The following is a 13,471-nucleotide window of genomic DNA, read 5'->3' as shown; positions in this document are numbered from 1 at the left end:
CAACATTTGGATTTTCAGCGAAAGCAGCACCGGCGCTAAGGGCAACGGCTACGGCAGCAAGAGCAAACTTTTTCATTTTCTATCTCCTTGGTTTTGTGAAGCGACGTTGTGTTCGTCGTTTCGATGAACCAGAGATATGCCTTTCAATCGGCTGCGCCTAGCTACCGTTTGGTTCACAGATTGTATCTCAAATAGTAGACAATAAAACCTTGAAACGGGCAGAATGTCCAAGACAACACGGTTTATTCAAGTATATGTGAACAGTGTAAGGCGGAAAAATGCCCGTTTTGTCAGAGCGCTGACGGAGCTGTTTGGCTTGAAACCACGAACCAGTTGGGATTTTTCGCCAGGATTTGAGATGCGGCGGCATCCGCGCTTTGCTGATCTTTGAAGATAGCAAAGCAGGTGGCGCCTGAGCCGGACATTTGCGCATAAAGCGCGCCATGCGCACGTAGCAGATCAAGCTTACCGTTAATCTGCGGGGCAATCGCCAGCGCTGCTGGCAGGAGGTCGTTACGGGTTGAGCCGAGATATGTGCAGATGCTTTCCAAATCGCCATCTGCAGGTGCTGGGAGCTGCTGGTTGTCACGCTTTGTCAACGCACGGAAGACATCGGGCGTTGCAACAGCGGTGCCATCATTGACCAGCAGTATCGGAAACGATGGCATTTGCGGTATTGCGGTGAGTTGCTCACCGATGCCACGCGCAACAAGCGGTGCACCAAGAGCGGCACCATGCAGACACATGGGAAGGTCGGCGCCCAACTTGAGCCCGAGTTCAGCCAGCGTGTCGAGGTCCAGATTGAGCCGCCAGATTTCGTTGAGCGCGAGAAGCGTTGCTGCCGCGTCGCTGGAACCACCACCGATGCCTGACGCGACGGGCAAGTTCTTCTCTAGGTGGATTGAAACGGGCGTAAGCGCGCGATCCGCAAGTGATCGCAAAGCGTCGCGCGCCTTGACGACTAGATTGCAGCTATCAAGCGGTATGCCTTGAGCAAAGCGCCCGCCAATGCTGAAACTATCTTCGTCGGCTTCTTCGATGGTGATGCGGTCGCCATAATCAGCAAAGACGACCAGCATATCGAGCAGATGATAGCCATCATCTCTACGCCCTGTCACATGCAGCGCGAGATTAACCTTGGCCGGTGCCACGCGATGAACAGAACGACGAACCAGAGTGGCAGCCTCAGCAGAATGATGCATTCAGAATGAAATCAATATTAGTCTTTTTTGACGTAATATTCGCCCGTCTTCGGGTCCTGAACCAGTGTGCCATGGGCGCGGTTCTGGGCCTCTTTTTCTGCCCGACGAACGCGCTGGGTAACGCGTACCGCTTCGCGCTTGAACGAGCGATAACCGTACCAGGCGGCAGCGAGTATCAACAGCAGAAAGATAAGCTGGGGCATGGCCTCTAATCCTCAGGCTAGCATAGGTTCCCGAAAGGCCTTTTCGGGATCACGGAGTGAAACTTATTCGCAGGCAGCATAACACTACTTTGTAGGATTATGCATCATATCATGGTGAAACAATGAATTTCAAAGGCCATATCGCGCCCAGAGCGCCTTTTCTTCGGCGACTGACAGAAGGCCGTCACCGAGATTAGCTGCGATCGCAGCAGGATCAATGCCACTAAGTGCTATTTCGACACCTGGTGCCTTACGTCCGAGCAGTCCGCGCTTGGGTTCAATCAGCTTAAGCTTCACCTTGTCACCATATGTCTTGCGCAGGAAGCCGCGCATATCCCCAAGTCCGTCAACAAGGCCCAGTTCTTTGCCTTTAATGCCTGTCCAGAATAAGCCGGTGAAGAGGCTTTCGTCATCGGCGAGCTTGCTGCCGCGACGCTCCTTCACCATGTCGATGAAGGTCTGGTGAATTTCAAGCTGAAGCGATTTGAGACGTTCAATATCGGCTTCCTTCTCAGGCTGAAACGGATCAAGCGTCGACTTGTTTTGGCCTGCTGTATAGACGCGGCGTTCGACGCCGATTTTCTTAAGCAGCTCCGGGAAGCCGAACGACGCTGAGACAACGCCGATGGAGCCGACAATCGATGATGGATCGGCGATGATCTCATCACCTGCGAGCGCAATCATGTAACCGCCTGATGCAGCAGCGTCTTCCACAAAGACGAAAACTCGTTTCTGATGCTCGTCTGCCAAATCGCGAATACGACGATAGATGAGGCGTGACTGCACCGGTGAGCCACCGGGCGAATTGATGGAAATGGCAACCGCCGGTGTTTCCTTGTCAGTGAAGGCCTTTTCGAGCACAGCGGAAGCACTTGCGAGCGACAACGATGGGCGAAGTGATGAACCGCCGCTCATGATCACGCCATGCAAACGCACAACAGGGATTTCAATCTCTTTTTTGCGAAAACGACGCGGAATGAAGCGGGACAATATTCCTGACAAATCAAACTCCAACCTGAAAAATGCTTGTTGCAGCGAATGTAGGAAGCAAATTGGCAAACACAAAGAAAAATGCCCGGAATTTCGTTCCGGGCATTGTATTTTCGTCATTTTTTCGGCTTGGCCAGCATTCTGAGCAGTACATAGCCACATATTGCAGAGAGTGCGGAGCCCGTTAGAACGCCGATTTTTGTCTCGGCCTGCAATAGTTCCGACTGATAGGACAAAAGCCCGATAAAAATGCTCATCGTGAAGCCGATGCCGCAAAGAAGTGAAACACCATATATCTGCCCCCAGCTGGCACCCATTGGCCGCTGTGCCAGACCCGTTTTGATTGCGAGCCATGCAGCACCAAACACACCAAGCTGTTTGCCGACAAAAAGACCGAGCATGATGCCAAGCGGCAGAGTATCGAAGATGATGGAAGGCGTCATTCCGGTGAACGAAATACCGGCATTGGCAAAACCGAACACTGGAACGATGAAGAAAGCGACAGGTTTTGCCAGAGCGTGCTCAAGTGTATGAAGTGGCGAAGTCATATCATCCGGCTTCGCTTTGGCGGGCTTCAGCGGGATCATGAGAGCCGCGACAACGCCTGCAACCGTCGCATGAACGCCGGAATTGAGCACGAAGAACCACAATATGGCAGCACCAATGAGATAAGGCAGCAGTTTCATCACGCCCAAACGGTTCATAGCAAACAGAACGGCGGCCGTTGCAAATGCTGCGCCTAGATAAGGCATGGAAATCTCGGCAGTATAGAAAATTGCAATGATGATCACTGCTGCCAGATCATCGAGAATGGCAAGCGTCGCCAGAAAGACCTTGAGGCTTGACGGCACGCGCGATCCGAGCAGCGATAAAACACCAAGCGCGAAAGCGATGTCGGTGGCCGACGGTACAGCCCAGCCGCGCACTTTCTCAGGATCGTTATAATTGAAGGCAACGAAAATCAGTGCGGGCACGATGACGCCGCCTGCAGCAGCTATGCCCGGCAAAATGCGATTAGGCCAGCTTGCAAGTTGGCCATCGAGAAACTCACGTTTTATCTCAAGTCCGACCAGCAGAAAGAAGATGGCCATCAGTGCATCATTGATCCAATGCGAAAGACTGAGTGGACCAATATAGGACTGCAATGCGCCGAAATAGACCTTGGAAAAAGGCGAATTCGCAACGATCAGCGCGAGCGCTGCAGCGGCCATGAGAACAATACCACCAGCAGATTCGCTGTCGAGAAAGCGACGCATGATGGAAACGGGGCGGACGGGCTTCGGATGTGACGTCATTATTCTTCTTTTCAGGTTATTTCCGGAGCGTCTACTTCGTAGAGCGTGAGGTTGCGATCCGTAATGCCAAGTCTTGGCCATTCGGAACGCCACTTCCCTATGTGGTCAGACACGAAGTGTTTGTCCAGTGAAACCCGATCTCGCCATAGCTCTTTTACATGAATGACGTTTGTTTCAAGTACATCTTGAGAATAAGAATACGAAAGGCAGCCGTCCTCTGCGCGACTTGCTTCAATCATCCGCTGCATAACTGGTCGAGCTTCATCAAGCTTTTCCGCTGGTAAGCGAATCGTTCCAACGATGAGAAGCATGTCTTCAGTTTTCCAAACTATATTTTTTACAGATTCTGTCGCCTGATGTGCGATAGGTGCGAAAACCCATCGCTTCATAATAGGCGAGGCCCATATCGTTATCGGCGCCGATGGTTGCGTCGATATCAGTTATCTCTGCCGCTTCTGCTGCCTGACGGGTTGCTGCGAATAGGGCCGATCCTACGCCTTTGCGGGCAGCACGCGGACTGACATGGGTGCCGATAATTCCCCAGCCGACTGCAACGCCATAGGGATTGTCTTCGGTCGCATGTTTCAGTGATTGAAATCCTAATATCTCGCCATCAGCAACCGCTACGTGACATTCGATCCGGTTCGGATCGGAAATATAACGCTCAATGACATGGTCGCGATCATAATCCCGCTGACGTCCGGTTGCGTCGATGATCTCTTTGAGAACGCGGCTCATGCCATCCGCATCGTCAATTTTGGCTGGTCTGATTTCCATGAAGCCCTCGCTTGTTTCAATCACGGAAAGCCATTGGATCAGCGCTCTCGCTTCCCGCATGGCTTCGGTCTGGTCATTGTAAAGCCCGGATGCGTAAGCCGTACCCCAATAAGTGTAGGGTCCAATCTCAGGCACTTCATCCAGAAACTCTTGGGTTTCTTCAAAAGAATAAAGCCCGTTTCTGTGATCAAAGAGTTCGAACCGAGCCTTTCCGTCGTTGCGATCAACCGCGTTCAGACATTTTTTCACGGGTTTTCCTAAAGCAGCGAAGTCTGGCCATTATTAATGGCTGTGGCGCGTGGCGTGAAATCATTACCCGCATCGCCGTGCAGAATAAGGGCTGGCATGAGCGAAAGGCCTGCACGGCTACCGCGAATGCCGGTAATCACGATGCGGATGGCCGCCGCGTCAGGGCGTGGCAGGATCGGAATGATCTTCAGTCCGCCAAAACGCCGCTCAAGCGCTTCCAATATCGGCGCGAGCGAAGCAGGGCGTGCGATAATCGAAACGCCGCCGCCGGGCCGCAGAAGCGCCGATGCGGTGCGCAGCCATTGGTTGAACATGCCTTCGGGCATGACATGCGCTTCAGCTTTCACGGGATCAGGTGTCGAGCGGTCGCTCGCCTCATTAAAAGGCGGGTTCATGATGACATAATCGAAGCTGTTATCGATCAGGCCAACGCTTGACCGCGCCTTGCCGGTCAGTGATACATCGGCTTCCAGAATATCGACACGGTCGCGCAAGGCGGTATTTAGTGGATGGTTGACGCTCTTATGCGCAAAGTTGAGCATAAAGCCCGAGCGTTCGATGAGTGTAGCGCGCGCGTCCTTGCAGCGGGCAGCCACCGCGAGGCCTGCAGCACCTGCACCACTGCCTAGATCGGCAAGGCGGCCTGAGAAACCATTTGGCACGCTGCTTGCGAGAATCATTGCGTCTACACCGGACCGATGGCCTTTCATCGCGGGCTGCACGAGATGAAATGCACCACGATGAAACACATCCAGCGTTTCTTCCACGGTATCCTGTGCGCGCTCGGAAATGTTATTCGTCATGGTCTTTGAGTTCATGTTCCAGACCGGCATCGATCAGGTAACGTCTGGCTTCGTCCAATCGGTCTTCCTCAACGAGGAATCGCCTAGGTATAACGCCTAATGAACCTTCGAGAATGCTCATATTGGTGTCGGCAATGAAGTAAATGATGCCGGCCTCTTTCATAAGAGCTTCGGCAACGGACAGGAGAACGGAATCATTTGTGCGCATAAGTTCGATCATTTCGACAATGTGTAATCAATAGACCGCATTGACAACTGCTTCCTTCAATGGTGAACAGGCTCTGAATAAAAAGCTTGGGCGTTGCAGGGGCTGTTAAGCGTCTTGAGCATTCTGATCCGCACAAATAGTGTGGTCGGCAGCTAGGAGTAACGACATTGGGTGTGGTTTTGAATCTTGACGGGAAACGGAAGCGGGAAGGATCGGTTCAGCCTCTGGTCGACCTGACGAAGGCCGATATGGGCCGCGTGAACGAAATGATCCTGTCCCGTGCGGGCTCCGATGTCGAGATGATCCCGGAAGTGGCGAACCATCTCATTTCATCTGGTGGCAAGCGCCTCCGCCCAATGATGACGTTGGCTGCTGCCCGCATGTTTGGCTATGAGGGTGACGGGCATGTCCGTCTCGCAACCTCGGTCGAATTCATGCATACCGCTACTCTTCTGCATGACGATGTGGTCGATGAAAGTGATCTGCGTCGAGGTAAAAGCACGGCGCGCATGATCTGGGGCAACCAGGCAAGCGTTTTGGTTGGTGACTTCCTGCTCGGTCAGGCTTTCAAGATGATGGTCGATGTCGGCTCGCTCGATGCTCTTGATGTTCTTGCAACTTCCGCTTCGGTTATTGCTGAAGGCGAAGTGATGCAGTTGGCTGCTGCCAAGAACATGGAAACCACCGAAGACGAGTATCTGGCCGTCATTAAGGCTAAAACCGCAGCGCTGTTCTCGGCTGCTGCCGAAGTCGGTCCGATCATTGCTGATGCGAAACCTTCCGATCGTGCAGCCCTGCGCGACTACGGTCTTAATCTTGGCCTCGCTTTCCAGCTTGTTGACGATGCGCTGGATTATGGTGGTTCGGCAGCCGATCTTGGCAAGAACACCGGCGATGATTTCCGCGAAGGCAAGATCACACTGCCAGTGATCCTGAGCTATCGCCGCGGCACTGATGAAGAACGCGCTTTCTGGAAACATGCAATTGAAGAAGGTGCGAGCGACGACGCTTCGCTTGAAAAGGCCATCGGCCTGATGACAAAGCACGGTGCAATCGCTGACACTGTACAGCGTGCCCGTCATTTCGGCGAAATTGCCCGCGATGCCTTAGCGCCTTTGAAGGCCTGCCCTGAGAAAGATGCGCTGATTGAAGTCATCGACTTCTGCATCAGCCGGGTAAACTAAGGTCTTTGTAAAATTTAAAGAATGGCATCCTTCACGGATGCTTTTTCAAGCATGTCGCCTGAAAGTGGAAACCGGTTTCAGGTTGACGACATGCTGATAAGGAGTAACAAGAAAAGCATCCTTCACGGATGCTTTTCTTGCGCTTGGACCCCAAAAAGGCCATGCTTGAGGTGCCTCTGAATAGGGGATCTTATACGGAATCGGAAAGAGGACTGGGCTTTATGCGGCAGGGATCTAAACGTCGTCCGCTTTACGGATTGCTTCTTCTGGCTTTGGCGGGAGTGGCGATACCGGCAAACGCGGCAATGGCTAAAACAAGCACAGATCCAGTCTCGCAGGTGCGTGCCGGTTCATTTGCCGGCGCTTATCTCGCAGCGCGCACAGCTGAAGCCGACAACAACATTTCCGCAGCTGTCGATTTTTATCGTCAGGCCATGGCGTTTGATCCGGGAAATGACATCATCAAGCAGAACCTGCTATTGGCGCTGTTGACGGAAGGTCGTTTCAAGGATGCTCTGCCGCTTGCCGAAGAGCTTAAAGATCAGCCGGAAATTGAGCGCTTTTCACGCGTAGCACTGGCAATCGATGCCATTTCCAAGAAGCAGTATCGCAAGACCGGCCCGCTTCTGATGTTGTCGATTCAGTCCGACATGGACCAGCTCGCGACCAGTCTCATGAGCGCATGGGTGAAGGTCGGGCAGGGCAATCCAAAACGTGCGCTTGCTGATGTTGTGAAGATCAACGGTCCTGAGTGGTACGGCCTTTTCCGCATTTATAATGCAGCGCTTATTGCCGATATTGCTGGCGATAAGCAGGATGCACGCAATTATTATCAGCAAGCGCTCGATGATCGCGCCGGTGGTAGCGCAGCACCTGATACCTATGAGCGTATTGTGATGTCCTATGCCGCATTCAAGCTGCGTCAGGGCGATAAGGCCGGTGCTGTCAAGATTCTCAAAGACGCTGAAGAGCTTCTGAATGGCCGTATGACGATCACAGAAATGCGCGAAAAGATTGAGGCGGGACAGAAATATCCTCGCCTGATCGATACGCCGCAGCAAGGTGTGGGAGAAGTGCTTTATACGCTTGGCACTGCGATCAATCGCGGTGGTGCAGAAGCATTTGCGAAACTGTACCTGCAAATGTCGTTGCCACTGCGCCCAGACAATGATGCTACGCTTTACCAGCTTGGAGATATTTCGGCGAAGCTGCGTCAGCCGGAAAAGGCTGTCGAATATTATGCTCGCGTTCCCGAAAAATCGCCGTATAGGCGTGATGCGGAAATGCAGCGCGCGCTTAATCTTGCTGAAAACGAGAAGACTGGCGAAGCAATCACCCAGCTCAAGACCTTGCTTGAGCGTGACAAGACGGATCTGCGCACCTATTTGGCGCTCGGTGGTGTCTATGCGCAGGACAAGAATTTTGGCGACGCTGCAAAAATCTATGATGCAGCGGTAGAGCAGATCAAATCGCCGGAACGCAAGGATTGGCCAGTGTTCTACCAGCGCGGCATCGCGCATGAACGGCTGAAGGAATGGGATCAGGCAGAGCCAAATTTCAAGAAGGCTCTGGAGCTTTATCCTGATCAGCCACAGGTGCTGAATTATCTTGGTTATTCATGGGTTGATCGGGGTGAAAATCTCGATGAAGCACTGAAAATGATCAAGAAGGCAGTCGAACTGCGTCCGCAGGATGGTTACATTGTCGATTCGCTCGGTTGGGCTTATTACAAGCTAGGTCGTTATCCGGAAGCCGTGGTCGAGCTTGAAAAGGCCGTGAAGCTTCGTCCGGAAGATCCGACGATCAACGACCACCTTGGCGATGCTTACTGGCGCTCGGACCGTCAACTTGAAGCGACTTTCCAGTGGAACCACGCCATTGCTGGCAAGCCTGAACCAGAAGAGTTGGCCAAGATTGAAGAGAAGCTGAAAAAGGGTCTGGCTCCTGATCCAAATCCTTCGGAGGCGCGGGCTCAGGACAAGAAGCCTGAGCCGACAAAAGCGCCTGAAACCAAAACCGAATAATTTCAAAGCCCGGAAGTTTGATCGATTTCCGGGCTTTCCATTTCTCTATGCCGGCGTGAGCAGCGCTCAGCGATTAAATGTCATGCTTGACCGTGGCAGGCGGACAAATTAGACCGGGCCATCATTTCAATAACAAGGCCTGACCCTGTGTCCAGTACGTTGCCAGCACATATGCACCCCACCCGTTCCTTTCAGGGCTTGATCCTGACGCTCCATAACTATTGGGCGGAACACGGTTGCGCTATTTTGCAGCCTTACGACATGGAAGTAGGGGCGGGTACGTTCCACCCGGCGACGACTTTGCGTTCGCTCGGGCCAAAGCCTTGGAAAATTGCCTATGTGCAGCCGTCGCGCCGTCCGAAGGATGGCCGCTATGGTGAAAATCCAAACCGCTTGCAGCATTATTATCAGTATCAGGTGATCATCAAGCCATCGCCGCCGAACCTGCAGGGGCTCTACCTCGGTTCGCTGCGTGCTATCGGTCTTGATCCGACGCTGCATGACGTGCGCTTTGTGGAAGACGACTGGGAAAGCCCGACGCTCGGCGCTTGGGGCCTTGGCTGGGAATGCTGGTGTGACGGCATGGAAGTGTCGCAGTTCACTTATTTCCAGCAGGTTTGCGGCATTGAATGCTCGCCGGTTGCGGGTGAGTTGACCTATGGTCTTGAACGCCTCGCCATGTATGTGCAGGGCGTGGACAATGTCTATGACCTCAACTTCAATGGTCTCGAAGGCGAGGAAAAAGTCACCTATGGTGATGTTTTCTTGCAGGCTGAGCAGGAATATTCCCGCTACAATTTCGAAATGGCGAACACCGATATTCTGCACCAGCATTTCATTGATGCTGAGCGCGAATGCGCTGCGATTTTGAAGGCAGGCAGCACAGGCGAAGGCTCGCTGCATAAATGCGTTTTCCCGGCCTATGACCAGTGCATCAAGGCATCCCATGTCTTCAACCTGATGGATGCGCGCGGCGTGATCTCGGTCACTGAACGTCAGAGCTATATTCTGCGCGTGCGCAATCTCGCGCGTCAGTGCGGCGAAGCATTTTTGCTCACCGACGCCGGCGGCTTCAACCTTAAGAACGAGGCTGTGTAATGCCTGATTTGTTGCTCGAACTTTTCTCGGAAGAGATTCCTGCCCGTATGCAGCGCAAGGCTGCGGGTGATTTCAAGAAGATGATCACCGATGGTCTGGTGGAAGCTGGTCTGACCTATGAGGCCACGACCGCCTATTGGACCCCGCGTCGTCTGACGCTCGATGTGCGCGGCCTGACTGTGCGTTCGAAAGACGTGCATGAAGACTTAAAAGGCCCATCCGTCACGGCTCCAGAGCAGGCTATTCAGGGCTTTCTCCGCAAGGCTGGATTGACCGATGTGTCTCAGGCGCATGTGCATTCCGATCCGAAGAAGGGCGATTTCTACGTTGCCCATCTGACCAAGCCGGGCCGTGCTGCAGAAGAAATCATCGCGGAACTCGTACCGCAGACAATCCGCAACTTCCCTTGGCCAAAGTCCATGCGCTGGGGTGCGGCTTCATCAAAGCCGGGTGCGCTTCGCTGGGTGCGTCCGCTGCAATCGATCCTCTGCACCTTCGGTCCTGAAACCGAAGAAACGGTTGTGGTCGAGTTTGACGTCGATGGCATCAAGTCGGGCAATGTCACCTATGGTCATCGTTTCCTGAGTGATGGTCAGGCAATCAAGGTGCGCCGTTTTGACGATTATGTCGAAAAGCTCGAAAAGGCTTTTGTGGTTCTCGACGCCGAGCGCCGCAAGGAAATCATCTCGCAGGACGCGCATAATCTTGCTTTCGCATCCGGTCTGGAACTGGTCGAAGACGCGGGTCTTCTTGAAGAGGTTTCTGGTCTGGTCGAATGGCCTGTGGTGCTGATGGGCGAGTTTGAGGAAGAGTTTCTGGCGATTCCGCCGGAAGTCATTCAGCTGACAATCCGTGTGAACCAGAAATGCTTTGTCACCCGCAAGCAGGGTGAAACGGAAGCGCTGTCGAACAAGTTCATTCTGATCTCCAACATCGCAGCCCGCGATGGCGGCACAGAAATCGCTTACGGCAATGGCAAGGTCGTGCGCGCACGCCTCTCCGATGCGCTCTATTTCTGGCACACCGATCAGCATGATCTGCCGGACCTCGACAAGCTCACGCTGTCTGGCGAAAAATTTGGCCTTGATCTGAAAAAGCCGCTCGATCAGCGCATGGCGCGTTTGGACGCGCTCAATGTGACCTTCCATGCCAAGCTCGGCACGCAAGGCGCACGCGTCGAACGCATCCGCCAGCTTGCAGCACAAATCGCGCCGCTGGTCGGTGCCGATCCTGCGCTTGGAGCACGGGCGGCAGTTCTGGCCAAGGCTGATCTGACCACGGAAGTTGTCGGCGAATTCCCTGAACTTCAGGGCGCAATGGGTCGTAAATATGCTCTACTTCAGGGCGAAGACGAATCCGTCGCAGCTGCGCTAGAAGAGCATTACAAGCCACAAGGCCCATCTGATTTCGTACCGAAAAACGCGGTTTCAGTTGCTGTCGCGCTTGCTGATAAGCTCGACACGCTGGTCGGTTTCTGGGCGATTGATGAAAAGCCGACCGGATCGAAAGACCCGTTCGCTCTGCGTCGTGCAGCGCTTGGCGTGATCCGTCTGGTTCTGTCGCAGGACTGGAAGTTCCCTCTTCTGCCACTCTTGCGCTCAGCTTATGCCTCGCTCAAGGAAGGTCAGGTTCAGCGCAAACTGCGTGAGTTTGAAGCCAAGCTCGCAGATGAAAAATCTGGCGATGTTGATGGTGAACAGGACGTCGATAACGCACTGCGCAATCTTGAAACGACCACACGCGCGGAAGTCGAAGCCAATGCTGAGCCATTGCTGGCTGATCTGCTGTCCTTCTTGCATGACCGTTTCAAGGTTCACTTGAAGGAAGACGGTGCACGACACGACGCAATTGATGCGGTTCTGACTTCGGATGCCGACAATCTTCTGCTGGTTGCCCGTCGGTTGGAAGCCTTGATCGTCTTCATCAATGAAGAAGACGGCAAGAACCTTCTGGCTGGTACCAAGCGCGCTGCCAATATTCTGGCTGCCGAAGAAAAGAAGGGCACTAAGGTCGCCCAAAGCGTTGACGCGGCTCTCTTGAAGCTTGATGAGGAAAAGGCGCTTTATGCGGCTGTGAACCTCGCAGCCCAAGAAGCCGAAGAAGCCATTGCCCGCGAAGATTTCGGCGGCGCAATGCTGGCGCTGGCCAAGTTGCGCGGTCCGGTCGATACTTTCTTCGAGAAGGTACTGGTCAATGACGAGGACGAAAACGTCCGCGCCAATCGCCTTGCACTGCTTGAACAAATCCGCACCGCCACCAGTAAGGTGGCCGATTTCTCGAAAATCGCCGGATAAAATAAAAGAGCCGCCTCAAAGGCGGCTTTTTTAATAACTCATTCCGATCTTGCATGAAGTGCAGATCGGAGTCTCTTGCTCAAAAGCGACGCTTTGTGTAGCTACGACATGCGCGAAAAAGCGCAGTAACAATGAATAAGGGCTGAAGCCTTTGGCCGACATTCTGGAATTTGACGATAAAGCTGTTTCGCGCGCGGTGGCTGTGCTCACCCGTGGCGGCCTTGTCGCGATTCCGACCGAGACGGTCTATGGTCTTGCGGCTGATGCCGCGCATGGCGAAGGCGTTGCGGGTATTTTCGCCGCCAAAGGCCGTCCGCAATTTAATCCGCTCATTGCCCATGTCGACAGTATAGCCATGGCCGAGCGTTATGTGACTTTCGATCCTATCTCGCGCAAACTCGCCGAAGCCTTCTGGCCGGGGCCGTTGACACTTGTTCTGCCGTTGAAAACCAAGCAAGACACGCAGCGCCCGATCCATCCGCTGGTGACGGCGGGGCTTGATACGCTTGCCATCCGTATGCCAACCGGCCAAGTGCGTGATGTTATAAACCAGCTCGACAGTCCTGTTGCCGCACCAAGCGCCAACACATCGGGTCGTATCAGCCCCACTTCGGCCAAGGCTGTGGCGGATGATCTGGGCGACAAGATCGACATGATCCTTGATGCCGGTCCGTGTGGCGTGGGTGTTGAATCGACTATTCTTAAGGTTGAAGGCGAGCGCGTGCGCTTGTTGCGCCCCGGTGGTCTGGCGGCAGAAGAGATTGAAGCGCTGATTGGCGTTAAGCTTGAACGTGCCGAGCATAAGGCCGTCATTCAAGCGCCGGGCATGATGGAATCCCATTATGCGCCAGATGCTGCCGTGCGGCTTGATGCTGCAAGTGTTCACGAGGGCGAGGCTTTGTTGGCTTTCGGGCCGAACCGCGTGGCCGGTTTCGACAAGGCGGTTTCGACGCTAAACCTCAGCCCAACCGGCGATTTGCGCGAAGCGGCCAGCAATTTGTTTGATTTCATGCGTAAGCTTGATGCAAGCGGCGCACGTACCATTGCTGTTGAACCCATTCCTTTTGATGGTCTCGGTGAGGCTATCAATGATCGTCTTAAACGCGCGGCGGCCCCGCGCTAGTTCCCCAAACTGACAAGAGAA

Annotated in this window: 13 protein-coding genes; 5 read left to right on the top strand and 8 right to left on the bottom strand. The window is 53.8% G+C overall.

Features of this window, described 5'->3' with window-relative positions:
- Nucleotides 1-290: 290 nt before the first annotated feature.
- The 8 genes from QSJ70_RS21080 to QSJ70_RS21045 all read right to left on the bottom strand — a co-directional run bounded on the left by QSJ70_RS21080 (nucleotide 291) and on the right by QSJ70_RS21045 (nucleotide 5,739).
- Nucleotides 291-1,202: a 4-(cytidine 5'-diphospho)-2-C-methyl-D-erythritol kinase gene (locus QSJ70_RS21080; RefSeq protein ID WP_285539314.1), complete on the bottom strand. Its 912-nt coding sequence runs from the start codon at nucleotides 1,200-1,202 to the stop codon at nucleotides 291-293.
- A 17-nt stretch (nucleotides 1,203-1,219) separates the two neighbouring features.
- Nucleotides 1,220-1,405 (bottom strand): hypothetical protein, encoded by a 186-nt coding sequence (locus tag QSJ70_RS21075; protein WP_007873680.1) that lies wholly within the window; start codon nucleotides 1,403-1,405, stop codon nucleotides 1,220-1,222.
- Between the two features lie 129 nt (nucleotides 1,406-1,534).
- Nucleotides 1,535-2,407: a S49 family peptidase gene (locus QSJ70_RS21070; protein WP_285539311.1), complete on the bottom strand. Its 873-nt coding sequence runs from the start codon at nucleotides 2,405-2,407 to the stop codon at nucleotides 1,535-1,537.
- Between the two features lie 104 nt (nucleotides 2,408-2,511).
- On the bottom strand, nucleotides 2,512-3,690 hold the full coding sequence (gene nhaA, locus QSJ70_RS21065) for a Na+/H+ antiporter NhaA (RefSeq protein ID WP_285539309.1): 1,179 nt from the start codon (nucleotides 3,688-3,690) through the stop codon (nucleotides 2,512-2,514).
- 11 nt (nucleotides 3,691-3,701) lie between these two features.
- Complete coding sequence (locus QSJ70_RS21060; protein WP_007873683.1) at nucleotides 3,702-4,001, bottom strand: putative quinol monooxygenase; 300 nt, start codon at nucleotides 3,999-4,001, stop codon at nucleotides 3,702-3,704.
- A 4-nt stretch (nucleotides 4,002-4,005) separates the two neighbouring features.
- Complete coding sequence (locus tag QSJ70_RS27790; RefSeq protein WP_502871703.1) at nucleotides 4,006-4,716, bottom strand: GNAT family N-acetyltransferase; 711 nt, start codon at nucleotides 4,714-4,716, stop codon at nucleotides 4,006-4,008.
- Nucleotides 4,717-4,724: 8 nt separating this feature from the next.
- Nucleotides 4,725-5,519, bottom strand: coding sequence for a tRNA1(Val) (adenine(37)-N6)-methyltransferase (locus QSJ70_RS21050; protein ID WP_502871702.1), 795 nt, complete (start codon nucleotides 5,517-5,519; stop codon nucleotides 4,725-4,727).
- Nucleotides 5,509-5,739 (bottom strand): putative signal transducing protein, encoded by a 231-nt coding sequence (locus QSJ70_RS21045; protein ID WP_007873690.1) that lies wholly within the window; start codon nucleotides 5,737-5,739, stop codon nucleotides 5,509-5,511. Before QSJ70_RS21045 ends, QSJ70_RS21050 begins: the two co-directional genes overlap by 11 nt.
- A 155-nt stretch (nucleotides 5,740-5,894) precedes the next feature.
- Between QSJ70_RS21045 and QSJ70_RS21040 the strand changes: the two genes are divergently transcribed.
- The 5 genes from QSJ70_RS21040 (at nucleotide 5,895) to QSJ70_RS21020 (ending at nucleotide 13,450) form a co-directional block, all read left to right on the top strand.
- A complete protein-coding gene (locus QSJ70_RS21040) occupies nucleotides 5,895-6,911 on the top strand; it encodes a polyprenyl synthetase family protein (protein WP_285539306.1) in 1,017 nt (338 codons plus the stop codon).
- Between the two features lie 221 nt (nucleotides 6,912-7,132).
- Nucleotides 7,133-8,935 (top strand): tetratricopeptide repeat protein, encoded by a 1,803-nt coding sequence (locus QSJ70_RS21035; RefSeq protein WP_194778692.1) that lies wholly within the window; start codon nucleotides 7,133-7,135, stop codon nucleotides 8,933-8,935.
- A 171-nt stretch (nucleotides 8,936-9,106) separates the two neighbouring features.
- Nucleotides 9,107-10,033, top strand: a complete 927-nt coding sequence (locus QSJ70_RS21030; RefSeq protein WP_285539327.1) for a glycine--tRNA ligase subunit alpha — start codon at nucleotides 9,107-9,109, stop codon at nucleotides 10,031-10,033.
- A complete protein-coding gene (glyS, locus tag QSJ70_RS21025) occupies nucleotides 10,033-12,327 on the top strand; it encodes a glycine--tRNA ligase subunit beta (protein ID WP_285539304.1) in 2,295 nt (764 codons plus the stop codon). Before QSJ70_RS21030 ends, glyS begins: the two co-directional genes overlap by 1 nt.
- 151 nt (nucleotides 12,328-12,478) lie before the next feature.
- Nucleotides 12,479-13,450, top strand: coding sequence for an L-threonylcarbamoyladenylate synthase (locus QSJ70_RS21020; protein WP_285539302.1), 972 nt, complete (start codon nucleotides 12,479-12,481; stop codon nucleotides 13,448-13,450).
- Nucleotides 13,451-13,471 lie beyond the last annotated feature (21 nt).

The organism is Brucella sp. NBRC 12950 (assembly GCF_030268145.1).
Taxonomy (GTDB): Bacteria; Pseudomonadota; Alphaproteobacteria; order Rhizobiales; family Rhizobiaceae; genus Brucella.
This window is presented reverse-complemented; position numbering and strand designations above follow the sequence as displayed.